Genomic DNA, 25718 nt, shown 5'->3' on the forward strand with positions numbered 1-25718 from the left:
CCTATTTCGACCCGGCCGAGAGATAGACCCGGCCCGCCACCCGGCTGCCGTCGCCCGAGGGGAAGCCCGGCCAGTCGTTCTGCGCCAGCGCGACGCGGCTTTCGGACACCGCCTGCGCCTGCCGCTCGTACATCCAGTAGTTGCGCATCACGATGGCGACGTAGCTGCGCGTCTCCCAATAGGGGATCGATTCCATGTAGAGCAGTGGATCGCCCTGGTCGCGCACTTCGCTGGTCCAGCGGGTGATCGGGGTGAGCCCCGCGTTGTAGGCGGCCATGATCTGCGGCAGCCGCCCCCGCGTGGCCGGCGCATCGCGCAGCATCTGCAGGTTGCGCTGGCCGAAGGCGAGGTTGGTGGCCGGGTCGAAGATGTCGACGGCGCTGGCGCTCATTCCCAGGCGTGGGGCGTGCTCGCGCACGGTGATCGGGGTGATCTGCATCAGCCCCTTGGCCTGCGCCGGGCTGACCGCGGTGGAGCGGAAGTTCGATTCCTGAAGCGTGTGCGCGAAGGCCAGCGCCGGATCGACCTGCCAGCCGTTGCTCGGCGCCGCCTTGAGCACGGGATAGCGCGAGGCCGGGTCGGGCGAGGCGCCGCTCGGCGCGTTGTAGGCGAGGAACAGCTGCGTCTGCGGCAGGCTGAGCGCGCGGGCGAGGCGGGTGAGCGGGCCGTACTCCTGCGCCTGGCCGACCTTGGCCTCGTGGATCAGGATCTCGCTGGCCAGCACGTCGCGCCCGATCTCGGCCAGCGCGATGGCGGTTCGCACGTTCTCGCTGCCCTGCAGCCGGCGCCAGTCCTCGGCAGTGAATGTGGCCGCCTCGACGCGCAGGGGCATGGCCTTGCCGAGCTGCTCGATCGCCAGCATCCCGTAGAGCGTCTCGTCGTTGACCGAGGCGCCGCGCAGCAGTTCGGCGCTCTTTTCCGGGTGCCGCGTGCGCAGCGCGGCGCGGCTGGCCCAGTAATAGGCGGCGGCGCGCAGTTCCTGATTGTACGCGCCGCGGGCCGACCGCTCGAAATGACTCAGCGCCATCGCGTAGTCGCCCAGCCGCCAGGCAGCGAGGCCGGCCGCCCAGTCGCCCTCCGCGACCCACGGCCCGCTGCCGGCGGTGGCGTTCTGCGCCATGGCCAGCGCCTGCGGGTCCATGTTCTCGATGTAATAGGACCAGGCGACGCGGCGGCGCCATTCGGCCCGCGCCTCGGCGCTGAGCGAGGCGTCGATCCCGTCGAGCAGCAGCCGCGCCCCGTCGGGATCGTCGTTGCTGATCCGGTCGAGGATCTGCTGGCGGATCTCGGCCGGCATCGTGCCGTCGGCGGTGTCGGCGGGGTGGACGCGCTTGGGGATCGAACTGAGCGGATAGAGCTGCTGTTCGCGCGGCAGGTCGAAGCGCTCGGTCGCGCCGCGCGTGGCCGCCAGCCGGGCGAGCTGCGCCGCCTGCGGCAGCGCGCGGCCGCGCGGCATCCATGCCTGGATCTGCGGCAATTCGACCCGCGGGCTGTTCGGCGCGACATAGAGCTCGGCCCGGGCGACAGTGTGGAGCGGCCCGTCGGCGCGCTGGGCGAGCAGTGCCTCGGCGCCGGCCCAGTCGGCCCGGTCGATCGCGGCGAAGACCTGGCGGTAATAGGCGTTCGTTTCGGCGTCGAGCTGGCGCGGCGCGCCGCTCTGGGTCGCATGGGCGACGAAGTACTCGCGGGTCGTGTTGGCCGAGGCGGGCAGGGCCGCCGTGGCGGCGAGCGCGGCCAGCGCGGTTGCAACGAAATTCCTCACGTGTTCCCCTTCGTCCAGTCGAGCCACCCGTGCCACAGGGCCTTGCGGAAGCGGGGCTGTGCGAGCAGCGTTTCCGGGTTCAGCGTGGCCAGCACGGGCACCGGCAGGTTTTCAAGCGCGATTTCCTGCGGCGCGGCACCCCCTTGCGCCGGACCGTGCCCGAAAAGCGGCAGCATTTCCCTGCCGAGCACCAGCACGCGTTGCGGCGCGGCGAGCGTGAGGAGGTGCGACAGCACGCCGCCCAGCCCACGCGCGGCGAGAAACTCCCAGTCCGGATGGCTCGCATGGCGCGGCAGGGCGGCGGCCACCAGCGCCTTGCCGTCCGCGATCCCCATCGCCCGCAGCATGTTGGCGATCATCGTGCCCTGGCGGCCCGAGAGCAGGCCGTCGCGGTCCTCCGCCTCGGGCATCGGGACCAGCACCAGCAGCTCGGGTTCGGCCTCGCCGCACGGGGCGATGGCCGGTCCGGCGCCGGGCAGTTCGGGCAATGCAGCCCACCAGGGCGCGAAGTCGGCGAGCGTCTGCGGCCAGCCCTCGCGCGGGCCGCCGATCGGGGGAACCGGAGGCGGGGCGGGCGCGTCGACAGGCGCCGCCGGTGCGTCGGCACGCTGCGTCTCGGGCTTTGCCAGCCAGTTGACCGGCTCGTCGGCGAAGTCGCTGTCCACCCCGGCCAGCCGCCACCAGTCCTGCGCGGCGGCAAGGGCGTCTGCGAGGGGGATTTCGGGGTTCTTGTCCATGGGGCGGGGCCTGCTACAGGTCTTGACCTGACAAGGCCGCGGTAGCAAGAGCCGGCCGTTATTGACACAAGTGAAGGTAAGCTCGTGAGCGCCGAACAGATCCAGCGTGAATCCATGCCCTGCGATGTTGTGATCGTGGGCGGCGGCCCGGCGGGGCTGGCCGCGGCGATCCGCCTCAAGCAGCTGAACGCCGAGCTGGAGGTCGTCGTGCTCGAGAAGGGCAGCGAGATCGGCGCGCACATCCTGTCGGGCGCGGTGGTCGATCCCAGGGCGCTCGACGAATTGCTGCCCGACTGGCGCGAGACCTGCCCGCTTGCGCAGGTACCGGTGACCGACAACTGGCACTGGATCCTCTCCGCCACCGGCAAGACGGCGCTGCCGCATCTGCTGATGCCCCCGTTCATGTCGAACAAGGGGTGCTACACCGGCTCGCTGGGCAACCTGACCCGCTGGCTGGCCGAGCAGGCCGAGGGGCTGGGGGTGATGGTTTTCCCCGGCTTCCCCGCTGCCGAGGTCATCGTCGACGCCGATGGCAGGGTCGGCGGCGTGATCACGCAGGACATGGGCGTGGCGGCGGATGGATCGCACAAGGGCGACTACCAGCCGGGCATGGAGATCCTCGCCAAGTACACACTGTTCGCCGAGGGCGCGCGCGGCCATCTGACCAAGCGAATGAAAGCCCGCTTCGACCTGGAGGCGAATTGCCAGCCGCAGGTTTATGGCTTAGGCATCAAGGAGATATGGGACATTCCTGCCGACAAGCATGAGCCGGGCAGGGTGATCCACACGCAAGGCTGGCCGCTGGCGGAGAACGACGCCTGGGGCGGTGGTTTCCTCTACCACCAGGCAAACGGGCAGGTCGCTCTCGGGTTCGTGACCGCGCTCGATTATCGCAACCCCTACGTCCGCCCGTACCAGGAATTCCAGCGCTGGAAGCACCACCCGGCGATCCGCGCGATCATCGAAGGCGGCAAGCGCGTGGCCTATGGCGCGCGGGCGATCAACGAGGGCGGCTGGCAGTCGGTGCCCAGGCTCGCCTTTCCCGGCGGCGCGCTGATCGGCTGCGCGGCCGGCTTCGTCAACGTGCCGCGCATCAAGGGCAGCCACACCGCGATGAAGAGCGGCATGCTCGCGGCCGAGGCTGTCGCCGGGGCTCTGGCTGCCGGGCGCGAGAAAGACGAGATTTCCGAATACGATAGCGCCGTTCGTTCGAGCTGGATCGCAGACGAGCTCAAGCTGGTGCAGAACGCCCAGCCCGCGGTCGCGAAGTTCGGCGGCGACTTGGGGACCGCGGTGGCTGGGCTCGACATGTGGCTGCGCTACCTGAAGCTGCCGATCATCCCGGCGATGAAACACGAGCCCGACCACGAGCAGACCGGCCGCGCCGATCTCTACCGCCCGATCGACTATCCCAAGCCCGACGGCACGATCAGCTTCGACCGTCTGACCAACGTCGCCTTCAGTTTCACCAACCACGCAGAAGATCAGCCCAACCACCTGATCGTCAAGAACATGGAGCTGCAGAAGGACAGTGAGCTGGGCGTGTACGCCGGCCCCTCGGCGCGCTATTGCCCGGCTGGGGTCTACGAATGGCTGGTCGACGAGGCGAACGGGCAGGCGCGGTACCAGATCAACAGCCAGAACTGCGTCCACTGCAAGACCTGCGACATCAAGGACCCCAACCAGAACATCACCTGGGTCACCCCCGAGGGCGGCGGCGGTCCGAACTATCCGAATATGTAAGGGTGAGATGAGGAACTTTGAACGAAACCGCCTACGCCAAGATCAACCTCGCGCTGCATGTCCGGCGGCGGCGCGACGACGGGTATCACGAGCTCGAGACGTTGTTCGCCTTTGTCGACGCCGGGGACGTTCTGACGGCACGGCGCAGCGCGCGCGACGAGTTGCGGACGGTTGGCGAGTTTGCCACCGAACTGTCTGATCCGTTTGGCAATCTCGTTTCTCGCGCCTTGACGTCGTTGCCCCATTCGGAGGGTCTGGCGATCACGCTCGAAAAGAACCTGCCCGTGGCGGCAGGGCTTGGTGGCGGATCGGCGGATGCCGGTGCGGTGTTCCGGCTGGTGCGCGCTGATTATGGCCTGCCCGGCGACTGGCTGGAACGGGCCGCCCGTTTGGGGGCCGACGTTCCGGCCTGTGTCGAGAGCGTGGCCTGCGTCGGACGCGGGACGGGGACCGAGCTGGAGCCGGTCGCAAACGACTGGACCGGCATGGCCGTGCTGCTGGTCAATCCGCGCGTCGCCATGCCGACCGGCCCGGTCTTCGCCGCATGGGACGGCATCGATCGCGGCGCGCTGCCGGATGGCCCGGTGAGCCGCATCGCGCGCGAGGGCCGCAGCGATCTGGAAGGGCCCGCGATCGGCCTCCAGCCGGTCATCGGCCGGGTGCTCGCGGCTCTGGCCGATACCGGACCGCTCAAGTCCGGAATGTCGGGCTCGGGCGCGACCTGTTACGCGCTTTACTCCTCGGCGGCAGAACGTGATGCGGCGGCGCGCGGTATCGCGCAGAAGGAACCTGAATGGTGGCAGATGAGCGGGGCACTTCGATGAGGGACCAGGCCTTCCGCACGCTCGGCACGCCGCGCCAGGGCGGCATCGTCGCGATCTGCGACCATGCCTCCAACTTCGTGCCGGAGGACATCGTGCTGGGCGTCTCGCCCGAACGCATGACCCAGCACATCGCGTGGGACATCGGCACCGCCGGGATATGCGAGCTGCTGGCCCGCGATCTCGGCATCGCGGCGCACCTGGCAACGTTCAGCCGCCTGGTGATCGACGCGAACCGCGAGGAGGATTCGCCCGGCCTCGTGCCCGAAACCAGCGACGGCGTGGCGATCCCCGGCAACGTCGGCGCCGACGTGGAGGCCAGGCTGGCGCGGTTCTATCGCCCCTATCACGCCGCGCTGGCCGACTGGCTCGACGAGGTCGATCCCCGGCTCGTCCTGTCGATCCACAGCTTCACGCCGAGCCTGGAAAGCGCGCCGGCCGAGCGGCCGTGGGAAATCGCGCTGCTCTACAACGAGGACGACCGCGCCGCCCGCCACGGGCTGCGGTTGCTGCGCGAGCAGGGCTTCGCGACCGGCGAGAACGAGCCCTATTCGGGCAAGGGCCTCAACCAGACGATGAACCGCCACGCCGAGGCCAGGGGGCGGCCCTATCTCGGGTTCGAGATCCGCCAGGACCTCATCGGCACCGGGGCGGGCCAGGCGCGCTTCGCCGCGGTGGTGGCGGACGTGGCCGGGCGGGTCGCACTCGCGCTTGAGGCGGGTTAAGCAAAATCGCCTTCGACAATCGCCCGCCCTGGCCTATTCCGGCGCGGACAGGAGTTGACCGCCATGCCCGCCTACCGTTCCCGCACCTCGACCCACGGCCGCAATATGGCCGGCGCCCGCGGCCTGTGGCGCGCCACGGGCATGAAGGACGAGGATTTCGGCAAGCCGATCGTCGCCATCGTCAACAGCTTCACCCAGTTCGTGCCCGGCCACGTCCACCTCAAGGACCTGGGCCAGCTTGTCGCCCGGCAGGTCGAGGCGGCGGGCGGCGTGGCCAAGGAATTCAACACCATCGCGGTCGATGACGGGATCGCCATGGGTCACGACGGGATGCTCTACAGCCTGCCGAGCCGCGAGCTGATCGCCGACAGCGTCGAATACATGGTCAACGCCCATTGCGCCGACGCGATGGTGTGCATCTCCAACTGCGACAAGATCACGCCCGGGATGCTGATGGCATCGTTGCGGCTCAACGTGCCCACGGTTTTCGTCAGCGGCGGGCCGATGGAGGCTGGCAAGGTCGTGGTGAAGGGCAAGGAGGTCGCGCTCGACCTGGTCGACGCGATGGTCGCCGCGGCGGACGAGCGCTATTCCGACGAGGAGGTCCTGGCGATCGAGCAGAACGCCTGCCCGACCTGCGGATCGTGCTCGGGCATGTTCACCGCCAACTCGATGAACTGCCTGACCGAGGCACTGGGCCTTTCGCTGCCGGGTAACGGCTCGACGCTGGCCACCCACGCCGACCGGCGCAAGCTGTTCGAGCGGGCCGGGCGGCTCTCGGTGGCGCTGGCCAAACGTTATTACGAGGAGGAGGACGAGAGCGTCCTGCCGCGCCAGATCGCAAGCTTCGAGGCGTTCGAGAACGCGATGAGCCTCGACATCGCGATGGGCGGCTCGACCAACACCGTGCTCCACCTGCTCGCCGCCGCGCACGAGGCGGGGGTCGACTTCACGATGGCCGACATCGACCGGTTGAGCCGCAAGGTCCCGTGCCTCAGCAAGGTCGCCCCGGCCAAGAGCGACGTCCACATGGAGGACGTCCACCGCGCCGGCGGGATCATGGCGATCCTCGGCGAGCTGGACCGCGCGGGCCTGCTCCACACGGCGCTGCCCACGGTTCACAGCCCGACTATGGGCGACGCGCTGGCCGACTGGGACGTGCGCCTGACCAACAACCCGGTGGTGCGCGAATTCTACCGCGCGGCGCCGGGCGGGGTGCCGACGCAGGTCGCCTTCAGCCAGGACCGGCGGTGGGATGAACTCGACACCGACCGCGAGCACGGGGTGATCCGCAGCAAGGAGCACGCCTTCAGCCAGGACGGCGGGCTGGCGGTGCTCTACGGCAATCTCGCAGCCGAGGGCTGCATCGTGAAGACCGCGGGCGTCGACGAGGCGATCCTGCGCTTCGCCGGGCCGGCCAAGGTCTACGAAAGCCAGGACGCCGCGGTCGCGGGCATCCTTGCCGGCGATGTGGTCGAGGGCGACGTGGTCGTCATCCGCTACGAAGGTCCGCGCGGCGGGCCGGGGATGCAGGAAATGCTCTACCCCACCAGCTACCTCAAGTCGAAGGGCCTGGGCGCGGCCTGCGCGCTGATCACCGACGGGCGCTTCTCGGGCGGCACCAGCGGGCTGTCGATCGGCCACGTCAGCCCCGAGGCGGCCGAAGGCGGCGCGATCGCGCTCGTCGAGCCGGGCGACCTGATCGAGATCGACATTCCCGCCCGCACGATCCACCTTGCCGTTAGTGACGAGGTCATGGCCCACCGCCGGGCCGCGCGCGAGGACCGGGGCTGGCACCCGGCCGAACCGCGCCCGCGCCAGGTGTCCCCGGCGTTGCAGGCCTATGCGGCGATGACCACCAGCGCGGCGAAGGGCGCCGTGCGCGACGTGAACCAGATCCTGGGCCGCACGCCGGGCGGCCGATGAGCCCGCACCGTCCCCGCTGGCTGGCCCTTGCCGCCTCGCTCGCGGTCGCGGCCTGCGGGTCGGGCACCGGCGGCAGCTCCGCGGCGGCCGAACCCGCAGCGGCAGGCGAGGACGACAGGATCGAATGCGCGCTCGACGGAGCGAACGCCTTCGCCCGCGACTGCACGGTGGAACGCTCGACGGCCGAAGGGCAATCGCTGCTCGTCGTCCGCCACCCCGACGGCGCGTTCCGCCGGTTCGCCATCGTCACCGACGGGCGCGGCGTGATCGCGGCCGACGGCGCGCAGGCGGGCAAGGCGACGCTCGGCGACGGTACGATCGAACTCTGGGTCGACGACGACCGCTACCGTTTCCCGGCAACCGTGTCCGATGCCGGCGGCTGACCAGGTCCTCACCGTCGCGCAGATGCGGGCGGCTGAGCAGGCGCTGATCGACCGCGGCGAGACGGTGTCCAGCCTGATGGACATCGCCGGGCGCGGCGCGGCCGAATGGGTCTGGCGCGTTTCCGCCGGGCGCAAGGTCACCGTACTGTGCGGCCCGGGCAACAACGGCGGCGACGGCTACGTCATCGCCGAAACGCTGCGCGTGCGCGGCCTCGAGGTCTGCGTGGTCGCACCGCTCGCGCCCACGACCGAGGCCGCGATCGCGGCCCGCGCCGCCTATCGCGGCAGCTTTGCCGAGGATGCGCGCGGCGGCGTGCTGGTCGATTGTCTGTTCGGCAGCGGACTGACCCGGCCCCTGTCGCCGGACCTGGCGGCCTTGCTGGCAAGGCTGGCCGACCACCATGACTACGGCATCGCGGTCGACCTGCCGAGCGGCGTGGCCAGCGACACCGGGGCGTTGCTCAACGAGGGTCTGCCCGCATGGAACCTGACCATCGCCCTGGGCGCATGGAAATTCGCGCACTGGCGCATGCCGGCCATGGCCGCGATGGAGCGGCGGGTGCTGGTCGACATTGGCGTGGAGCCGCAAGACGGCGCCGCGCAATTGGCCGGGCGCCCGAAGCTGAGCGCACCGGCCGCGGACGCACACAAATATACCCGCGGGCTCGTCCTCGTCGTGGCGGGCACGATGCCGGGCGCGGCGGTGCTCGCCTGCCATGCGGCCTTGCGAGCAGGCGCGGGCGCGGTGCGGCTGAAGGCGGATTCGCTGCACCCGGCGACCCTGCCCGACGTGGTGTTGCGCGCCGATCCGCTCGAGGACCTGCTGGCCGACCCGCGCACGGGTGCGGTGCTCGTCGGCCCCGGCCTCGGGCGCGACGAGGCCGGCCGCGCGGCCATGACAGCGATCATGGCGGCAGACCTTCCCGCCGTCATCGACGCGGATGCGCTGCACCTGGCGACTCCCGAGGCGTTCGCCGGGCGAACCGCGCCTGCCATCCTGACACCGCACGAGGGCGAACTCGCCCAGTTGTGCAAGGCCTTCGGCGTAGCAGGCGATGACAAGCTGGCCGCGGCGAAGGCACTGGCCCAGCGCGCCGGGGCGGTGATCGTCGCCAAGGGTCCGGACACGATCATCGCCGGGCCGGACGGGCGGGTTTCGCTGGCACCGTCCGCGACCAGCTGGTTATCCGTTGCCGGCAGCGGCGACGTCCTCGCGGGCATCGCGGCGAGCCGCCTTGCCGCCGGCGGCGATCCCTTCGCAGCCGCGCTGGAGGCGTGCTGGCTGCACAACGAGGCCGCCCGCCTCACTGCGCCGCCGTTTCTCGCCAGCGACCTTGCCGGACAGGTGGCACGGGCCTACGCGGCCTGCCTGTGAGTTCAGAGGAAATCGTTCGGGTCGCCGCGAAGGGCGATGGCGTTACCGCGTCGGGCCGCCACGTGGCCTTCGCCGCGCCCGGCGACCGCGTTGGCCCGGACGGCACCATCGAGCCGGGGCCGCATCACGCCGTTCCTCCGTGCCGCCATTTCCCGCGCTGCGGCGGCTGCCAGCTGCAGCACCTGGACGAGGAGGCGCTGACCCGGTTCGTGCGCGACCGGGTCGTGCTCGCGGCCGAGGGGCAGGGCCTTGCCGCCGACGTCGTGGCCCCGGTCCATCTCTCGCCGCCCCGCACCCGCCGCCGCGCGACGCTCCGCGCGATCAACGGTGGGGGCCGCCCGCTGGTCGGGTTCAACGAAAGCGGATCGCACAAGGTGGTCGACCTCCAGGAATGCCATGTCCTGGCGCCCGAGCTTTTCGCCCTGGTCGCTCCGCTGCGCGCCATGCTGGCGCAGCGCCGCGGCAAGTATGCCGCAACCATCGAGCTGGCGCTGACCGACAAGGGCGTGGACGTGGGCATCAAGGGCCTGGCGATCGAGGGGCTGGACGAGACCGAGGCGCTGCTCGGCTTCTGCCGCACGCAGGGGCTGGCGCGGCTCTCGCTCGACCAGGGCTATGGCAGCGAGGCATTCTGGGAGCCCGAGCCGGCGACCGTCACCCTGTCCGGCGTGGCGGTCGACTTTCCGCCGGGCGCCTTCCTGCAGGCGACAGCCGACGGGGAAGCCGCGCTGGCGGGGGCGGTGCGCGAGTGGCTGGGCGGTTGCGGGCAGGTCGCCGACCTCTTCGCCGGGCTCGGCACGTTCGCTTTCGCGCTGTCAGGGCCGACGAAGGTGCTGGCAGCCGAAGCCGCGCGCGATGCGCACTTGGCTTGCCGCGCTGCCGCCAACCGCGCGCGCCTGCCGGTCGAGGCCGTTCACCGGGACCTGTTCCGCAACCCGCTGCGGGCCGAGGAACTGCGCGGGTTCGACGGCGTCGTGCTCGATCCGCCGCGCGCCGGCGCGCGCGAGCAGGTGGCGCAAGTCGCGGCAAGCGGTGTCGCGCGCGTCGCCTACGTCAGCTGCAATCCGGCGAGCTGGGCCAAGGATGCGCGGGTGCTGATGGATGCCGGCTATCGCCTGGCCGAACTGCGCCCGGTCGGCCAGTTCCGTTGGTCGACCCATGTCGAGCTGGCGAGCCTTTTCCTACGCTAGCGCGGTAAGAATCTGGCTCACGAGCCAGTCCTGCGATGCCTGGTCGGTATAGGCGTGGTCCGCCCCGGAGCAGCGCGCGATGCGCCCGTCGGTCTTGTCCCAACTGGCAAGGAAGGCCTGGCCCGTGCGGTCCCGCTCCGCCACGAGGAAGCGAACCGGACCGCCGAACGGCGCGATCGCCTCGGCCATTTCGCCTGCGAGCCCCGTGGCCGTGGGCTTTTGTGCCGCCGCGGAGCGCAGGCCCTTTGCCAGCTTGCGCAGGTCGACCCCGCCGGTCAGCAGCCGCCACACCTCGCGCGGGTTTCTGAGCTTCTCGATATAGCGCGAGCGGATTGCCGCGGGCGGCGGCGCGGTAGCTTCGTCGTCCTCGCCGTCGTAGGTCCACGGGTTTGAGAGGACCAGCCCGTCCAGACCCGCACCGCCGGCAAGCATCAGCGCGCTGGCGGCGTCGCAATTGCCGAAGCCGATGATCCGCGAAACCTGGGGGCTGGCCATGCGAAAGGCGGCGAGCGCGGCGGCGATGTCCGGCGCGGAATTGCGGAAGCCGCGATTTTCCCCCTCGCTATCGCCGCAGCCGCGCCGGTCGAAGCGGAACACCGGGTGGCCCGCCGCCGCAATCCTGGCTGCCAGCGCCGCCTGGCCCGAGAAGGCGCCCGCGCGGGTCTCGTTGCCGCCGGTAACGAGCAGCAGGCCGGTCGCGCCCGGCGCTTCGTCGAGCGAACCGACCAGCGCCGCGCCCGCGCAATTGAATGTGATGTGCCGCCGGGTCATGCCAGATCGCCGGCGATGAGCGCGGCCAGCCGGTCCGCCTGCGCCGCCTCGAAGGCGGGTTCCGCGCGCAGCCACAGCCCGGCGCCGCCGATGTCGCCCTGGCCGATGGTCCGCTGGCCGGGTGCGGGGGCGACCTCGGCCGTTTCGAGCGCAGCGATCAATGCCGCGCCCAGCCGGTGGCCGCCAAGCTCCAGCCCCTCGCGCCGCCCGCTGTCGAGCAAGCCCTCGCGGGTTTCCTCGCGCCCGGCTTCGCGCGCCGCGAGCGTGCGGGCGCGCAGCATGCCGCGCAGCAACTGCGGCCCGGCGAGCGGAGCGTAGAGCCAGCCGGGCAGGTCGGGCGTCAGCATCGCCCCGGCGCGGATGGCGAGGACGTGCGTTGCGCGGAAATGCCGCGCCGCACCGGCGGCATCGGCGCGCCAGCCGTCGAGCGTCTGCCGATCGAGCGGCGCCAGGCTTTCGTTGCACCCCGGCAGGTCCGGCAGGAAGGAATCGATCTCGGCGGCGTCGAGCCGCCGCATCGTCTCGACTGTCTGGCGGCGCAGCTTGTTGGATTCGTCGAACCAGGCGGGCAGGACCAGCACGCGGCCGCTGCGCCCGCGGTCGAACGCGAGCGCGTATTCCTCGCCGCCGTCAGGGGTGGTCCAGCCGGCGGGCACCGGCGCGGTCAGCCGTCGTAGCGCTTGGACTGGACGAAAGTGAGCAGGGCGCCGTAGGTTTCGAGCATCTCGCCGTCGACCTCGTCGTCCTCGACCACGATGTCGAGGCGATCCTCGATCTCGGTCAGCAGGCCGGCGACCGCCATCGAATCGAGTTCCGGCAGGTGGCCGAACAACCCGGTGCCCTCGTCGAACAGGGCAACACGGTCGGCGCTCAGGCCGAGCACGTCCTGCAGGATCTGGCGCAGCGCCATGTCGGCGCCGCTGTGATTGTGGCTGAGGGCAGGTTCGCTGCTCATCGTGGTCCCCGTCGGCAAGGTGAAGGCGGCGTTAGCCAAGGCTTTGGCGCGAAACAAGCTTCCGCAGGCCGCCGCGCATGCCGGCCTTCCCGATGGCAGGCCAGTTGCGCGGGTCGCCCTTGCGCCAGGCCTGCAACCGGTAACGCGGGCGCGCCTCTTCCATCCAGTCGCGCTTGTAAGGGTCGTCACCGGTGCCGAAGTCGACGAATTCGACACCGTCATCGTCGATGACTTTCATCATCAGCGCGGCGGTGAGCGAGGTGCCCGGCGAGATCGGCTTGGCGCTTTCGCGGTGGGCCAGCTTGTGGATGTAGGCGATGCCGCTCTCGACCGTCCAGAACTGCGCGGCGACCGGTTCGCCCTCGGCCGTGGCGACGGCCAGGCGGATGCGGCCGGCCTCTCCCTCGGCAACGGCAAAGGCACGCAGCAGCGCGGGGTCGCCTTCCTCGGGCTTCCAGCTCTCGGCGTAGATCGATTCGTAGGCGGCCCACGCGTCCTCGTCGAAGCTGTCGTGGATCATGATCGCGACCTTCTTGGCCTTGCGCTTGAGCGTCGTGCGCAATTGCCCGGGGCGGCCGGCGAGGTACTCGGCGTAAGTGCGGCCGCCGACCTCGAGAACGCGGTTGGTGTCGCAGGGCTCGCGCAGCACCAGCCAACCCGAGCGGCCGAACGCGCGTTCGAGCTGGCGCGCGGTCCCGTCCTCGTCGGGCACGCGGTCGAGCACGACGTGCGAAGCCTTGCACGCAAGATCGCGGGCGAGGGCGATGGAGAGGCTGTCGGCCGAGGAATAGGCGCTGGCGAGCGGACGCCAGGTGAAGGCGTACCAGTTGAGCAGCGCTTCCAGCCGCCGGCCTTCGCGCCGCAGCGGGAACACCACGCCGCCCGACGCATCCTCCGCCACGGCATAGAGAGCCCCGCCGGAGGTGCCTTCCATCGCGGCGAACCAGTCAGTCCGCGCAAACGGCCCGCACGGCGCAAGATCGAGCCCTTGCACATCGTTAACCGTGTCGTGATAGCTGATCGTCGTCAAAGCCCTAGCGTCCCCGTTTCGGAGCCCCGATGTCGCATCCCGATCCCATTGCCCGTCCGCTCGACCATCTCGCCGAAGGCGGGCAGGGCGGCGACGTGGCGCTCGTCCTGCGTGGCGAGACGCTTAGCTTCGAGGAATTAAGAACCCGTGTCGCGCGCCTGGCCGGCTGGCTGCGAACGCAGGCGGGCGAGCCGGGCGCCAGGGTGGCGAGCTGGGCGGCAAAGGGCGAGCTAACCTGCCTGTTGCCGCTCGCGGCGGCGCGGGCCGGACTGGTTCATGTGCCGATCAACCCGCTGCTGAAGCGGGCGCAGGTGGGGCATATCCTGGCGGACAGCGGATCGGTCCTGATCGTCGGTACGCGGGCGCGGCTGGATAGTTTGGAAGCGGGCGACGTTCCGGGCGGGTGCGCGCTTGTCGAAGAGGGCGAGGCGCTGGCGGCGGCGGCGAGCGCTGACCCCCTGCCGCCGTCTTCCGCCAGCCCCGAAGAACTCGCCGCCATCCTCTACACCAGCGGCTCGACCGGCAAGCCCAAGGGCGTGATGCTGAGCCACGCCAACATGTGGCTCGGTGCGGTCAGCGTGGCGACTTATCTCGGCCTGGAGCGTGACGATGTGACGCTGGCAGTCCTGCCGCTGTCGTTCGACTACGGCCAGAACCAGCTGCTCTCGACCTGGTATGCCGGCGGCTGCGTGGTGCCGCTCGACTACCTGACGCCGCGCGACGTCACCAAGGCCTGCGCGCGCCACGGGGTGACGACGCTGGCGGCGGTTCCCCCACTGTGGGTGCAGTTGACCGAGCTCGACTGGCCGGCCGAAGCCATTTCCTCGATGCGGCGCCTGACCAACAGCGGCGGCGCGCTGACGGTGGACCTCGTGCGCAAGCTGCGCGGCCTGTTCCCGCAGGCGCGCCTGTTCCCGATGTACGGCCTGACCGAGGCGTTCCGCTCGACCTATCTCGACCCCTCGCTGGTCGATACGCATCCGACGTCGATGGGCAAGGAAATCCCCTTTGCCGAGATCCTGGTTATCGGCGACGACGGCGAGGTGACCGCCGACGGCGACGAGGGCGAACTCGTCCATGCCGGTCCGCTGGTGGCGCAAGGTTACTGGCAGGATGCCGAGCGGACGGCGGAGCGGTTCAAGCCAGCCCCGCGCGCGTCGCGCTATGTCGGGACGGCGGTATGGTCGGGCGACCGGGTGGTGCGCGATGCCGAGGGGCTGCTGCACTTCGTCGGGCGGCGCGACTCGATGATCAAGACCGCCGGCAATCGCATCAGCCCGCAGGAGATCGAGGACGCCGCCATTGCCTCGGGCCTCGTCAACGAAGCTGCGGCGGTGGGCGTTGCCGATGCGCGGCTCGGCCAGGCGGTGGTGCTGGTGGTGCGCGGCGCGGGCGACGAGGCGGGCCTGCGGGCCGCGCTCAAGCGCGACCTGCCCAACTTCATGCAGCCGCGCGACGTGGTCTGGGTGGCTTCCATGCCGCTCAATCCCAACGGCAAGATCGACCGCAACGCCTTGCAGGCCGAGATGGCGCGAAAGGCCGCGGCATGAAGCCGCTCGGCCCCATTCCCGCCGGTTACGAAACGCTCGACGGCGAACTGGCGATCGGCGGTCGCACGGCCAGCGCACTGGTCGACGAGGCAGGCGGCACGCCGCTGTTCGTCTATTCGGCCGGACTGATCCGCGCCCGTATCGCCAGCCTGCGTGCAGCGATGCCCGAGCGGCTGCGCATCCATTATGCGATCAAGGCCAACTCCTTCGCGCCCGTGCTCGGGCTGATGGCCGGGCTGGTCGACGGGTTCGACATCGCCTCCGGCGGCGAGCTGGCGATGGCGCAGGCCGCGGGCCTGCCGGCGGATCGCATCAGCTTTGCCGGACCGGGCAAGCGCGACGAGGAACTTCGCGCGGCGATCCTTGCGGGCGTGACGCTTAACCTTGAGTCCGCCAATGAAGCGCGGCGGGCGCTCGATATCGGCAGTTCCGAAGGAATCGCGCCGCGCCTGGCGATCAGGGTAAACCCGGATTTCGAACTGCGCGGGTCGGGGATGAAGATGGGCGGCGGCGCCAAGCCGTTCGGCATCGACAGCGACCAGGTGGCCGACCTTGCGAAGGACATCATCGCTGCCGGGGCCGAATGGCGCGGCTTGCACATCTTCACCGGCAGCCAGTCGCTCGATGCCGAGGCGATCGCCGAGACGCAGGGCAACGTGCTCGATCTCGCCGCCAAGCTGACCGCCGATATCGGCGTGCCGCTGCCGCATCTGAACATGGGCGGCGGGATGGGCATCCCCTACTTCAACGGCGATCAGTCGCTCGATCCCGGTGTCCCGGGCGCGAGACTGGCCGAACGCTTCGCTGTCCGGCCTCTCGAACTCGCCGATACCGAGTTCGCCATCGAACTCGGCCGCTACCTGGTGGGCGAAGCGGGCGTCTATTTTTGTCGCATCGTCGACCGCAAGGTCAGCCACGGGACGACCTACCTGGTAACCGACGGCGGGCTGCACCATCAGCTTGCCGCGTCGGGCAACTTCGGCACCGTGGTGCGCCGCAACTACCCGGTCGCCATCGCCACCCGCTTTGCCGAGGAACCGGCCGAGGAGGTCAACGTCGTGGGTTGCCTGTGCACCCCACTCGACCGGCTGGCGGACGCCGCGATGATGCCGCGGGCCGATGTCGGCGATCTGGTCGCGGTGTTCTGCGCCGGGGCCTATGGCGCCTGCGCCAGCCCGGCACAGTTCCTGGGCCAGGGGCCGGCGCGCGAAATCCTGGTTTAGGAAGCCGCCGCAGACTGTCCCGCTACGGGACACACCGGACGAAACCCCCGGAATCAGGCGCTTTAGGGCCCCAAGGATAACGGGATGTTCACCCTTTTACGGGACAACGCGAGCCGGATCCACGGGCCGTGGACCGGGCGCGATCCCGCGTCCGGGCCTCTGTCCAGCACAATCGAGGACGCAGGTTCATGCGTAACAAGACTTTTCCCCGCCTCCTGGCCGCAAGCGCGACGGCGTGCCTGGCGCTTGCCGGATGCGGCACCACCTCGGCCCCCGAGCTTGCCCCGGCGAGCTTCGTGTCGATGCAGGAAGGTCCGGGCGAGGACTACGTCATCGGCCCGCTCGACCAGTTGACCATCCACGTCTGGCGCAACGACGAGCTCGGCGCGCAGGTCCAGGTGCGGCCCGACGGGCGCATCACCACGCCGCTTGTCGCCGACATGCCTGCCGTGGGCAAGACGCCCACGATGCTGGCCGAGGACATCCGCCTGCAGCTGTCGCAGTACATCGCCGAGCCGCTGGTGACGGTCATCGTCAACCAGTTCGCCGGCACCTTCAGCCAGCAGATCCGCGTGGTCGGGGCAACCGAGAAGCCGGCCAGCATCCCCTATCGCGCCAACATGACGGTGCTCGACGCGATGATCACCGTGGGCGGGATGAGCGAGTTCGCCAGCGGCAACCGCGCGAAGCTGATCCGCTTCGACAAGCAGATGGGCCGCCAGCGTGAGTACGGCCTGCGCCTCGCCGACCTGCTCAAGAAGGGCGACAGCCGCGCCAACGTGATGCTGCAGCCCGGCGATGTGATCATCATCCCGGAATCGATGTTCTGACCGGAAATCAGGGGGACAGGGCTTGAACGGTCTTATCGAGGAAGCGCGCGAGGCGCTCTGGGCGATCTGGAACCGCCGGTGGATGGCGCTCGCCGTCGCCTGGGGGTTCTGCCTGCTCGGCTGGCTGGTCGTGGCGCTGATTCCCAACGCCTACGATTCCAAGACGCGGATCTTCGTCCAGCTCGACGACGCGCTGGCGCAGCAGATCGGCATCGGCGCGGCCACGCGTGAGAAGGAAATGCAGCAGGTCCAGCAAACGCTGAAGAGCGCGGTGAACCTTGAAAAGGTCATCCGTTCGACCCGCATCGGCGACGAGATCACCACCCCCGGCGAGATGGAGCGCGCGGTCCAGGGTCTGGGCGAAAAGATCATCGTGCTCGCCCAGGGCGAAAACCTGTTCGAGATCACCGCCACCAGCGGCCGCAGCGACCTGTCGGATGCCGAGAACGCACAACTGGCGCAGGACATCGCGCAGCGGATGATCGACATCTTCCGCGAGAGCAACATCGGCGGTTCGCGCGGGGAAATGCGCGAGACGATCGAGTTCCTCGACGCGCAACTGGCCGAGCGCAGCAAGCAGCTCGAGGAGGCCGAGCAGAAGCGCCTCGCTTTCGAAGCGCAGCATCCCGACCTTGCCGGCGGGACCGAGACCATTTCGCAGAAGATCGAGAACCAGCGCAACGAACTGCGCGCGGTGCAGGCCGATCTGGCCGCCGCTCGCAGCGCACTGGCCGCGATCGACGGCCAGCTTGCCTCCACTCCGCGCAACCTGGCCACGTCGGACACTGGCGGACCGCGCGCTTCGCTGGCGCAGGCGCAGTCCAACCTTGCCTCGATGCGCGGGCGCGGGCTGACCGACAGCCACCCCGACGTCGTCGCCGCGCAGAAGCAGATCGCCGCCCTGCGCACCGCCGCGGCGAGCGACGGCGGCAACTACGGGATGCCGAACCCGGCCTACACCTCGCTGCAGGGCATCCGCATCGAGCGGCAGGCCAATCTCGAGGCGCTGTCGAGCCGCGCGGCCGCGATCAGCACCACTCTGGCCGACTTCTCCGCCAGCCAGGCGACCGAGCCGGGCGTGGCGGCCGAAGCCCAGCGCATCAGCCGCGATTACCAGGTCCTGCGCGAGCAGTACGACAAGCTGCTGGGCGACCGCGAGGAATTGCGCCTGCGCGGCCAGGTTGAGACCGAGCGCAGCGCGATCAAGTTCGAGGTCATCGATCCGCCCAGCACGCCGCGCGTGCCGAGCTGGCCGAACCGGCCGATCCTGCTGTTCGCCGTGCTGTTCCTCGGCCTCTGCATCGGCGGCGGCGTGGCCTACCTGCTGCACAAGATGCGCTCGAGCTTCTCCACCGCGGCGAAGCTGGAAAGCACGTTCGAATTGCCGGTCGTGGGGACCATTTCGCTCGCCCTGACCGACGCCGCCAAGGCGCTGGCCAGGAAGCGTTACCGGCGGTTTGCCGCCGCAGCAGGCGGACTGGGCGCGCTATTCGTCATCCTGCTCGCGGCCGAGTTCGTCCAGCGCGGGATGGTGGCGTGAGGAGCGCGACATGACTGAACACACCAAGATCCCGCTGCCGACCGAAGGCGAAGGCGCCCACAAGGGAACGTCGCTGTTCGAGCGCGCGGATGCGCTTTACGGGCTCACCCCCGCAGCGGTCCCGGCGCAGCTGGCGCCGCCCGTCGCCAAGCGCGGCCGTACGGCGAAGGGCAAGGCCCAGGCAGAGGTCGTGCCGGCGCCGGCCGTCGCCCCCTCCTCGACGCCCATCGAACCCGTGGCGAGCTCGCCGGTCGTTGCAGCCCCCGAAGCGCCCAAGCCGCAGCCTGAACCGGCAGTAGTGCCGGCGAGTCCGGTCGTCGCGGTGCAGCCCGCCGTGTTCCGCTCGCAGCGCCATCCGATCGATCGCGCGCACCTGGCCAAGCAGGGCCTGATCCTGCCCGAAGGCAAGGTGAGCGGGCTGCTGGAGGAATTCCGCATCGTGAAGCGCGAGCTGCTCAAGGCGGCGCACGCTGCAACGGACAAGGGCGCCGGCGCCAAGGCCCAGCGTATCCTGATCTGCTCGCCGCTGCCGGGCGAGGGCAAGACCTTCTGCGCCACCAATTTGGCGCTGGCGATGGCGGCGGAAAAGGACGGCGAGGTCGTGCTGATCGATGCCGACTTCGCCAAGCCCTCGATCCTCTCGACGCTCGGCCTGCCGGGCGGTTCGGGTCTGATGGACGCGCTCGCCGACAAGACCCTGCGGGTCGAGGACTGCGTGCTGGCGACCGACGTCGCCGGGCTGTTCGTGCTGCCGGCCGGCAACCAGACCAATTCGGACAGCGAGTATCTTTCGTCCAACCGCACGGCCGAAGTGCTGGCGCGGCTGACCGACGGCGCGCCCAACCGCATGCTCATCTTCGATTCGCCCCCGGCGCTGGCGGCATCGCCCGCGGCGGAGCTGGCCAAGTACTGCGCGCAGGCGGTGGTCGTCGCGCGGGCGGATTCGACCGGTCAGACCTCGCTCGAGGATGCGCTTTCGCTGCTGTCGAACTGCCCGGACATCAAGCTGCTGCTCAACGCGGCGCATTTCAGCCCGAGCGGCCGCCGCTTCGGTTCCTATTACGGGTACGAGGGGTAATCCGATGAAAACCCATCTCCACACCAGCTCGCTGGCCGCCATGGCAGCCGCGCTGATCCTCCCGGCCAGTGCCGCCGCGCAGCAGGTCCAGGGCGAGCCGGTGCTCGAGAGCGGGTCCGCGCCGCGTGTCGGCCATGTCGAGGTCACGCCCTACATCGAAGCCGCGCAGGTCTTCACCACGCAGCTTGAGCCGATCAACGACAGCGTCACCTACACCAGCGTCGCTGCCGGAGTGGACGCGAGCGTGCAGGGCCGCAATTCGGCCGGCTCCGCCTCGGTCCGCTACGAACGCCGGTTCGGATACGACAGCGGGTTTTCAGACAGCGACACGGTGAGCGGCATCGCCCGTGCCTCGGTCGGTCTGGGTTCGCCCAACGTGACGATCGAGGCCGGTGCGCTCGCCTCGCGCACGCGCGTCGATTCCAACGGCGTCGCCACCACCGGCGCCTTCGCCCAGAACGACAGCCAGACCAGCCAGGTCTATTCGGGCTACGTCGGCCCGTCGATCCGCAGCCGCCAGGGCGCCGTCGAAATCGAGGGCCACTATCGGTTCGGCTACACCCGGGTGGAGGCTCCCGATGCGGTCGTGATCGCGCCCGCCGGGCCGACCCGCATCGACCTGGCCGACGACAGCACCACGCATTCCGCCAACGCGCGCGTGGGCCTTGCCCCGCGCACCGTCCTGCCGGTCGGCGTGGGCGTCGGCGGAGGGTGGAACGAACAGAACACCTCGAACCTCGACCAGCGCGTGCGCGATCGCCACGCGCGCGCCGACGTGAGCCTTCCGGTGTCGGAAAGCCTCGCGCTCGTCGGCGGCGTCGGGTACGAGGATGTGCAGATTTCCAGCCGCGACGCAGTGCGCGATCCGGTCACCGGCGCGCCGGTGGTTGGGCCGGACGGCCGCTACGTGACCAACGAGGCCGCGCCGCGGGTCATCGCCTACGAGACCGACGGGCTGATTTGGGATGCAGGCGTGATGTGGCGCCCCAGCCGCCGGACCTCGCTGCAGGCCTTCGTCGGCAAGCGTTACGATTCCACGACGTACTACGGCAGCTTCGCCTACGCGCCGAGCACCCGCCAGAGCATCAACCTGTCGGTCTACGACGGAATCCAGACCTTCGGCGGCGTGATTACCGACCGGTTGGCCGGGTTGCCCGCGCAGTTCCAGGCGATCCGCAACCCGTTCAGCGGCGACGTCGGCGGGTGCGTGACCACGACCCAGGGCAACAATTGCCTGGGCGGGGCCTTCGCCTCGCTCAATTCGGCGGTGTTCCGCAACCGCGGCGTGTCGCTCAGCTACGGGCTCAACCTTGGCCGCACGCAGCTCGGCCTGGGCGCGGGGTACGACCGGCGCAAGTTCATCGCCGCGCCCGGCACCGTGCTCGGGGCAGCGAACGGCGTGGTCGACGAAAGCTACTGGGTGGCCGCCAACCTCGGCACCCAGCTGGACGACAAGTCGAGCATCACCTCGAACGTCTACGCCAGCTGGTACGACAGCGGGCTGAGCGGCGACATGGCGCTCGGCTACTCGGCCTCGGTCGCCTACGCCCGGCGCCTGTTCGGGGGGCTCAGCGGCACCGCCGCCGTGGGCCTCGACGGGGTCGACCAGGACAATCTGCCCGATCTGCAATCCGCGTCCGCCCTTGTGGGCCTGCGCTACAGCTTCTGACGTTCGGAGAACGAGACGATGTTCGACAATTTTTACGGTCTCACCGGCAAGCCCTTCCAGCTTACCCCGGATCCTGCGTTCTATTTCCGCAGCACGACGCACCGCAAGGCGCTGTCGTACCTCGGTTACGGCCTTGCGCAGGGCGAAGGCTTCATCGTCATCACCGGCGAGGTCGGAGCGGGCAAGTCCACCCTGGTCGCGCACCTGATGGGCACGGTCGATCCCGATCGGCTGACCGTGGGCCAGATCGTCACCAGCAAGCTCGACGAGGAGGAGATTGTCCACGTCGTCGCGCAGAGCTTCGGGCTCGACATCGAAGGGCACGACAAGGCGACCGCGCTGGGCGCGATCGAGGGCTTCCTGCATGACGAGGCGCGCGCCGGCCGGCGCTGCCTGCTGGTGGTCGACGAATCGCAGAACCTGGCGATCCCCGCGCTCGAGGAACTGCGGATGCTGTCGAACTTCCAGCTCGGCAACCATCCGCTGCTGCAGACCTTGCTGCTCGGCCAGCCCGAGTTCCGTGCCACCCTGCAGACCAGCCCGGATCTGGAGCAGCTGCGCCAGCGGGTCATCGCCGCGCACCACCTCGAGCCGATGGAGAAGGGCGAGATCGAGCCCTACATCGTCCACCGGCTGCAGAAGGTCGGCTACAGCGGCAATCCCTCGTTCGACCAGCGCGTGTTCACCGAGCTGTACGAAGCGAGCGGCGGCATCCCGCGGCGCGTCAACCAGATCGCCAACCGGCTCCTGCTGCTCGGTGCGGTCGAGGAGCGTACCCGGATCGATTCCGCGATGCTCAAGGCCGTGCTCGACGAAATGGCTGGCGAGAAGGCCTTTCCCGAGGCCGCGCCCAAGCCCATGCCCCGGGTCGAGCGGCCGGCCGCTGCGCCGGTGCCGATCAACCACGAGCCCCGGCTCGAGCGTGCGACCGTCGAGGCTATGCTGGCCGAACGCGACGCGCAGATCGCCGAACTGCAGCAGGCCATCGTGGAGATGGCCAGCCAGCGCGACGAGGCCAATATCCAGGCGCTGATGCCCGAGATCGCCGCACTGCAGGAAAAGCTCGCCGCAACCGAAGCCAAGGCCTTCGAGCAGGAGCGCACGATCCGCCATACGCTGACCATGCTCATCGAATGGATCGAGAGCGAAATGGACGAAGCGCAGGCCGCCTGAGGCCGCGCGGCAGGCAGTCGGGCATGAATGCGGTAACGCCTTTCCACCGAGCCGACGGTGCCGCGGCGCCCGGCGGCGCGCACGATCACGCGATCGTCAACGGCCTGTCGGTCGACGTCGAGGACTGGTTCCAGGTCGGCGCGTTCGAGAGCGTGATCGAGAAGGACGACTGGCCATCTTTGGCCGATCGGGTCGAGCGCAACGTGCACGAGATCCTCGACCTGTTCGATGCGGCCGAGGTCAAGGCGACCTTCTTCGCGCTGGGCTGGGTGGCCGAGCGCCACGGCAGCATGATCCGCCAGATCGTCGACCGCGGGCACGAGATGGCAAGTCACGGCTGGGACCACGGGCGCGTCTTCCGCATGGACCGCCAGCAGTTCGGCGCGGATATCGCCCGGGCGCGCAAGGTGCTGGAGGATGCCTCCGGCTGCCGCGTGACCGGTTACCGCGCGCCCAGCTTCTCGATCGACCAGCGCACGCCCTGGGCGTTCCAGGAACTGGCCGAGCAGGGTTACGCCTACTCCTCCAGCGTCGCCCCCGTGAGCCACGACCATTACGGCTGGGCCGACGCTCCGCGCTTCGCCTTTCGGCCGATGCCGTGGTCGCCGCTGCTGGAAATCCCGGTCACCACCGCCATGTTCGCGGGCAAGCGGCTCGCGGCGGGGGGCGGGGGGTTCTTCCGTGTCATCCCCTATGCCTTCACCCGCTGGGCCGTGCGCCAGGTCAACCGACGCGAAGGCCGCCCGGCGATCTTCTATTTCCATCCGTGGGAGATCGACCCCGGCCAGCCACGCGTTGCCGGAGCGCCGCTCAAGTCGCGGCTGCGGCATTATACCAATCTCGAGGGAATGGCGCCCAAGCTGCGCCAGCTTGTCCGCGAGTTCGCCTGGGGCCGGATGGACGTCTTGGCCAACCGCGAGAATGTCCGCCTCGATGCGGAGGCGGCATGAATGCGCCCTTCGGCCTGACAAGGAGCACAATCCGGCTGGCCGACCTGCGCCAGCCGGACGAAGTCGCGCGGATCGAAGGGTTTGTTGCCGACATGGGCGGCAGTCTTTTTCACCGGCCAGCTTGGTCGATGGCGATCGAGCGCGGTACGGGGCAACGCTCGTGCGGGCTTCTCGCCGAAAAGGGCAGGGCGATCACGGGGTGGTTGCCGCTGAGCGAAATCCATTCGCCTCTGTTCGGCCGCATGCTGGCGTCCAGCGGATTCGCGGTCGAGGGCGGGGCGCTCGCCGTCGATTCCGTGACGGCCGACAGCCTGTGCCGAGCCGCCGAGGAACTGGCATTGCGCCGGTCGTGCACCACCATCGAACTGCGCGGCGGGGCTGCGCCTTCGGGCTGGACGGTGCGGTGCGACAGCCATCTCGCGTTTCAGGCCCTATTGGCACTCGACGATGAAGCTCAGTTGCTCGCCGTGCCGCGAAAGCAGCGCGCGGAAATCCGCAAGGGTCTTGAGCAGGATGTCGAAATCCGGATCGGCCGAGACCAGGCGGACCGTGCTGTACACTACGCCGTTTATTCCGAGAGCGTCCGCAATCTCGGTACGCCGGTTTTTCCGCGCGGCCTGTTCGACGCGGCCCTCGACGCTCTCGACAGCGATATCCTAACGGTGCTTCATGAGGGCCGGCCGGTCGCGAGCGTCCTGTCGTTCTATCACGGCGGTATGGTCATGCCCTACTGGGGCGGCGGCGTGCGCGCTGCGCGGCGCCTGCGGGCAAACGATCGGATGTACTTCGAGCTGATGCGTCACGCACGGCGTGACAAGGGAAGTGCCCGTTTCGACTTCGGTCGCTCGAAGACCGGCAGCGGGCCGGCGGCGTTCAAGAAGAATTTCGGATTCGAAGGCAAGCCGTTCACCTATTCGACCTGGACCGCGCCGGGCTGCGAGGCCCGCGACGCCGATCCCACCAGCCGGCGGCACGCGCGCAGGATCGCGCTGTGGCAGAAGCTGCCTTTGGCCGTGGCGAACCGGCTCGGCCCGCCCATCGCCCGGGGCCTGGGATGACTCGCGAGATCCTCTTCCTGGCGCACCGGCTGCCGTTTCCGCCCGATCGCGGCGACAAGATCCGCTCGCACCACATCCTCAAGGCGCTGGCGGAGCTGGCGCCGGTCCATGTCGGATGCTTCGGCGAAACCGAGGCAGACCTCGCGAACGAGCATCTGCTGGCCCAGGTTGCGGCAAGCCATTGCATGCCCATGCGTACCAAACCGCTGGTAGCGGCAGGGATCGAGGCGCTCCTGTCCGACGAACCGGTCAGCGTCACCGCATTCCGCCATCCCGCGCTGCAAGCATGGGTCGAGCGGACGCTGGCCGAACGGCCGATCGACACGATCTACGTCTTCTCCGGCCAGATGGGGCAGTACGTCCCGCCCGACTGGACCGAGCGGCTGGTGGTCGATCTGGTCGACGTCGATTCCGCCAAATTCGAGTCCTATGCCGCGGCCAAGCGGTGGCCGCTCGGCTGGATCGACCGGCGCGAGGGCAGGTTGCTTCAGGTGATGGAGGGCCGCCTGGCGCGCATCGCCGACCGGACCTTGCTCGTCAGCGAGGCCGAGGCCGACCTGCTCAAGTCGCGCCTGACTTATCCGCAATCCGCGCACGTCTCGGCACTGGGCAACGGCATCGACGCGTCGGCCTTCGACCCGGCGGCATGGCACCCCGCAGACCAGTTTGCGGCGGCACCGGGTCCGCACATCGTCTTTACCGGCCAGATGGATTACGCGCCCAACGTGACAGCCGTGACGCGCATGGCCGGCGCGGTTCTGCCGGAAGTCCTGCGGCAGCATCCCGACGCGCATTTCCACATCGTTGGACGTGCGCCAACGGCGGATGTCCGTGCCCTGGCCGGCAGGGACGTTACCGTCTGGGGCGAGGTGGCAGCGGTGCAGCCGTTCCTCATCTCTGCCGACCTGGTGGTGGCCCCTCTCGCAATCGCCCGCGGCGTGCAGAACAAGGTCCTCGAGGCGATGGCCATGGGCTGCACCGTGCTGCTGACGCCGGAGGCCGCGACGGGCATCGACGCGGTGGACGGCTTCCACTTCGCCATCGCGGCCGACGACAGCGCGCTCGCCCGGCGGGCTCTGGCGCTGCTCGCCGACCGCCCCCGCGCCCGGGCCATGGGTAACGAGGCACGCCGTTACGTGGTGGAGCGGATGAGTTGGACCGCCATGCTCTCCAAGCTGCCCGCGATCGTCGGCCACCGCGCGCCCGACGTCCGGCGCGACGCTGCCTGA

Annotated in this window: 23 protein-coding genes; 17 read left to right on the forward strand and 6 right to left on the reverse strand. The window is 69.7% G+C overall.

All coding sequences use genetic code 11. The annotated features are described in order from the left end of the window. Nucleotide 1 precedes the first annotated feature (1 nt). Nucleotides 2–1762, reverse strand: coding sequence for a transglycosylase SLT domain-containing protein (locus tag ACWPMZ_RS06325; RefSeq protein WP_455703157.1), 1761 nt, complete (start codon nucleotides 1760–1762; stop codon nucleotides 2–4). After that, a complete protein-coding gene (locus ACWPMZ_RS06330; RefSeq protein WP_455703158.1) occupies nucleotides 1759–2499 on the reverse strand; it encodes a hypothetical protein in 741 nt (246 codons plus the stop codon). Before ACWPMZ_RS06330 ends, ACWPMZ_RS06325 begins: the two co-directional genes overlap by 4 nt. Nucleotides 2500–2613: 114 nt before the next feature. Between ACWPMZ_RS06330 and ACWPMZ_RS06335 the strand changes: the two genes are divergently transcribed. From ACWPMZ_RS06335 to ACWPMZ_RS06365, 7 genes are all read left to right on the forward strand, one after another. Beyond that, nucleotides 2614–4242, forward strand: a complete 1629-nt coding sequence (locus tag ACWPMZ_RS06335) for an electron transfer flavoprotein-ubiquinone oxidoreductase (protein WP_455704175.1) — start codon at nucleotides 2614–2616, stop codon at nucleotides 4240–4242. A 17-nt stretch (nucleotides 4243–4259) separates the two neighbouring features. Continuing rightward, a complete protein-coding gene (locus tag ACWPMZ_RS06340; protein WP_455703159.1) occupies nucleotides 4260–5066 on the forward strand; it encodes a 4-(cytidine 5'-diphospho)-2-C-methyl-D-erythritol kinase in 807 nt (268 codons plus the stop codon). Continuing rightward, nucleotides 5063–5788 (forward strand): N-formylglutamate amidohydrolase, encoded by a 726-nt coding sequence (locus ACWPMZ_RS06345; RefSeq protein ID WP_455703160.1) that lies wholly within the window; start codon nucleotides 5063–5065, stop codon nucleotides 5786–5788. The genes ACWPMZ_RS06340 and ACWPMZ_RS06345 overlap by 4 nt, the downstream gene beginning before the upstream one ends. Nucleotides 5789–5851: 63 nt before the next feature. Beyond that, a complete protein-coding gene (ilvD, locus tag ACWPMZ_RS06350; protein WP_455703161.1) occupies nucleotides 5852–7714 on the forward strand; it encodes a dihydroxy-acid dehydratase in 1863 nt (620 codons plus the stop codon). After that, nucleotides 7711–8097, forward strand: coding sequence for a hypothetical protein (locus ACWPMZ_RS06355; protein WP_455703162.1), 387 nt, complete (start codon nucleotides 7711–7713; stop codon nucleotides 8095–8097). Before ilvD ends, ACWPMZ_RS06355 begins: the two co-directional genes overlap by 4 nt. Continuing rightward, entirely contained in the window at nucleotides 8084–9472 is a 1389-nt protein-coding gene (locus ACWPMZ_RS06360; protein WP_455703163.1) for an NAD(P)H-hydrate dehydratase, read from the forward strand. Before ACWPMZ_RS06355 ends, ACWPMZ_RS06360 begins: the two co-directional genes overlap by 14 nt. Beyond that, the gene (locus tag ACWPMZ_RS06365; RefSeq protein WP_455703164.1) at nucleotides 9469–10662 is read left to right on the forward strand and encodes a class I SAM-dependent RNA methyltransferase; all 1194 of its coding nucleotides are present in this window, start codon (nucleotides 9469–9471) and stop codon (nucleotides 10660–10662) included. The genes ACWPMZ_RS06360 and ACWPMZ_RS06365 overlap by 4 nt, the downstream gene beginning before the upstream one ends. On the opposite strand, the gene ACWPMZ_RS06370 is transcribed toward ACWPMZ_RS06365, so the two are convergent. The 4 genes from ACWPMZ_RS06370 to ACWPMZ_RS06385 are packed head-to-tail and all read right to left on the reverse strand — an operon-like array spanning nucleotide 10654 to nucleotide 13418. Continuing rightward, the gene (locus ACWPMZ_RS06370; protein WP_455703165.1) at nucleotides 10654–11433 is read right to left on the reverse strand and encodes a hydrolase 1, exosortase A system-associated; all 780 of its coding nucleotides are present in this window, start codon (nucleotides 11431–11433) and stop codon (nucleotides 10654–10656) included. The genes ACWPMZ_RS06365 and ACWPMZ_RS06370 overlap by 9 nt on opposite strands. Beyond that, the gene (locus ACWPMZ_RS06375) at nucleotides 11430–12089 is read right to left on the reverse strand and encodes a hypothetical protein (protein WP_455703166.1); all 660 of its coding nucleotides are present in this window, start codon (nucleotides 12087–12089) and stop codon (nucleotides 11430–11432) included. The genes ACWPMZ_RS06370 and ACWPMZ_RS06375 overlap by 4 nt, the downstream gene beginning before the upstream one ends. Before the next feature lie 8 nt (nucleotides 12090–12097). After that, on the reverse strand, nucleotides 12098–12388 hold the full coding sequence (locus tag ACWPMZ_RS06380; RefSeq protein WP_455703167.1) for an acyl carrier protein: 291 nt from the start codon (nucleotides 12386–12388) through the stop codon (nucleotides 12098–12100). A 31-nt stretch (nucleotides 12389–12419) separates the two neighbouring features. Beyond that, nucleotides 12420–13418, reverse strand: coding sequence for a GNAT family N-acetyltransferase (locus tag ACWPMZ_RS06385; RefSeq protein ID WP_455703168.1), 999 nt, complete (start codon nucleotides 13416–13418; stop codon nucleotides 12420–12422). Between the two features lie 29 nt (nucleotides 13419–13447). Here ACWPMZ_RS06385 and ACWPMZ_RS06390 point away from each other — a divergent pair, with 29 nt between their 5' ends. The 10 genes from ACWPMZ_RS06390 (at nucleotide 13448) to ACWPMZ_RS06435 (ending at nucleotide 25718) form a co-directional block, all read left to right on the forward strand. Then, entirely contained in the window at nucleotides 13448–14968 is a 1521-nt protein-coding gene (locus tag ACWPMZ_RS06390) for an acyl-CoA ligase (AMP-forming), exosortase A system-associated (RefSeq protein ID WP_455703169.1), read from the forward strand. Next, on the forward strand, nucleotides 14965–16191 hold the full coding sequence (locus ACWPMZ_RS06395; protein WP_455703170.1) for a pyridoxal-dependent decarboxylase, exosortase A system-associated: 1227 nt from the start codon (nucleotides 14965–14967) through the stop codon (nucleotides 16189–16191). Before ACWPMZ_RS06390 ends, ACWPMZ_RS06395 begins: the two co-directional genes overlap by 4 nt. A gap of 188 nt (nucleotides 16192–16379) precedes the next feature. Further along, complete coding sequence (locus tag ACWPMZ_RS06400) at nucleotides 16380–17021, forward strand: XrtA/PEP-CTERM system exopolysaccharide export protein (RefSeq protein ID WP_455703171.1); 642 nt, start codon at nucleotides 16380–16382, stop codon at nucleotides 17019–17021. A gap of 22 nt (nucleotides 17022–17043) precedes the next feature. After that, nucleotides 17044–18561 carry an XrtA system polysaccharide chain length determinant gene (locus ACWPMZ_RS06405; RefSeq protein ID WP_455703172.1) on the forward strand — a complete coding sequence of 506 codons (1518 nt, stop codon included), beginning with the start codon at nucleotides 17044–17046 and terminating at the stop codon, nucleotides 18559–18561. A gap of 10 nt (nucleotides 18562–18571) precedes the next feature. Beyond that, a complete protein-coding gene (locus ACWPMZ_RS06410) occupies nucleotides 18572–19639 on the forward strand; it encodes a capsular biosynthesis protein (protein ID WP_455703173.1) in 1068 nt (355 codons plus the stop codon). Between the two features lie 4 nt (nucleotides 19640–19643). Further along, nucleotides 19644–21308, forward strand: coding sequence for a preprotein translocase subunit YajC (locus ACWPMZ_RS06415; RefSeq protein ID WP_455703174.1), 1665 nt, complete (start codon nucleotides 19644–19646; stop codon nucleotides 21306–21308). An 18-nt stretch (nucleotides 21309–21326) separates the two neighbouring features. Beyond that, nucleotides 21327–22481, forward strand: coding sequence for an XrtA/PEP-CTERM system-associated ATPase (locus ACWPMZ_RS06420; RefSeq protein ID WP_455703175.1), 1155 nt, complete (start codon nucleotides 21327–21329; stop codon nucleotides 22479–22481). A 23-nt stretch (nucleotides 22482–22504) separates the two neighbouring features. Then, on the forward strand, nucleotides 22505–23431 hold the full coding sequence (locus ACWPMZ_RS06425) for an XrtA system polysaccharide deacetylase (RefSeq protein ID WP_455703176.1): 927 nt from the start codon (nucleotides 22505–22507) through the stop codon (nucleotides 23429–23431). Continuing rightward, a complete protein-coding gene (locus tag ACWPMZ_RS06430; protein ID WP_455703177.1) occupies nucleotides 23428–24489 on the forward strand; it encodes a FemAB family XrtA/PEP-CTERM system-associated protein in 1062 nt (353 codons plus the stop codon). The genes ACWPMZ_RS06425 and ACWPMZ_RS06430 overlap by 4 nt, the downstream gene beginning before the upstream one ends. After that, nucleotides 24486–25718: a TIGR03087 family PEP-CTERM/XrtA system glycosyltransferase gene (locus ACWPMZ_RS06435; protein WP_455703178.1), complete on the forward strand. Its 1233-nt coding sequence runs from the start codon at nucleotides 24486–24488 to the stop codon at nucleotides 25716–25718. The genes ACWPMZ_RS06430 and ACWPMZ_RS06435 overlap by 4 nt, the downstream gene beginning before the upstream one ends.

Source organism: Tsuneonella sp. HG222 (assembly GCF_053819185.1).

Bases quoted from the DNA above. Each gene is read 5' to 3' on its own strand.
- ACWPMZ_RS06330 (WP_455703158.1), bottom strand. From the start codon at position 2,499: ATGGACAAGAACCCCGAAATCCCCCTCGCAGACGCCCTTGCCGCCGCG.
- ACWPMZ_RS06335 (WP_455704175.1), top strand. From the start codon at position 2,614: ATGCCCTGCGATGTTGTGATCGTGGGCGGCGGCCCGGCGGGGCTGGCC.
- ACWPMZ_RS06345 (WP_455703160.1), top strand. From the start codon at position 5,063: ATGAGGGACCAGGCCTTCCGCACGCTCGGCACGCCGCGCCAGGGCGGC.
- ilvD (WP_455703161.1), top strand. From the start codon at position 5,852: ATGCCCGCCTACCGTTCCCGCACCTCGACCCACGGCCGCAATATGGCC.
- ACWPMZ_RS06355 (WP_455703162.1), top strand. From the start codon at position 7,711: ATGAGCCCGCACCGTCCCCGCTGGCTGGCCCTTGCCGCCTCGCTCGCG.
- ACWPMZ_RS06360 (WP_455703163.1), top strand. From the start codon at position 8,084: ATGCCGGCGGCTGACCAGGTCCTCACCGTCGCGCAGATGCGGGCGGCT.
- ACWPMZ_RS06370 (WP_455703165.1), bottom strand. From the start codon at position 11,433: ATGACCCGGCGGCACATCACATTCAATTGCGCGGGCGCGGCGCTGGTC.
- ACWPMZ_RS06380 (WP_455703167.1), bottom strand. From the start codon at position 12,388: ATGAGCAGCGAACCTGCCCTCAGCCACAATCACAGCGGCGCCGACATG.
- ACWPMZ_RS06390 (WP_455703169.1), top strand. From the start codon at position 13,448: ATGTCGCATCCCGATCCCATTGCCCGTCCGCTCGACCATCTCGCCGAA.
- ACWPMZ_RS06395 (WP_455703170.1), top strand. From the start codon at position 14,965: ATGAAGCCGCTCGGCCCCATTCCCGCCGGTTACGAAACGCTCGACGGC.
- ACWPMZ_RS06400 (WP_455703171.1), top strand. From the start codon at position 16,380: ATGCGTAACAAGACTTTTCCCCGCCTCCTGGCCGCAAGCGCGACGGCG.
- ACWPMZ_RS06410 (WP_455703173.1), top strand. From the start codon at position 18,572: ATGACTGAACACACCAAGATCCCGCTGCCGACCGAAGGCGAAGGCGCC.
- ACWPMZ_RS06415 (WP_455703174.1), top strand. From the start codon at position 19,644: ATGAAAACCCATCTCCACACCAGCTCGCTGGCCGCCATGGCAGCCGCG.
- ACWPMZ_RS06420 (WP_455703175.1), top strand. From the start codon at position 21,327: ATGTTCGACAATTTTTACGGTCTCACCGGCAAGCCCTTCCAGCTTACC.
- ACWPMZ_RS06425 (WP_455703176.1), top strand. From the start codon at position 22,505: ATGAATGCGGTAACGCCTTTCCACCGAGCCGACGGTGCCGCGGCGCCC.
- ACWPMZ_RS06430 (WP_455703177.1), top strand. From the start codon at position 23,428: ATGAATGCGCCCTTCGGCCTGACAAGGAGCACAATCCGGCTGGCCGAC.
- ACWPMZ_RS06435 (WP_455703178.1), top strand. From the start codon at position 24,486: ATGACTCGCGAGATCCTCTTCCTGGCGCACCGGCTGCCGTTTCCGCCC.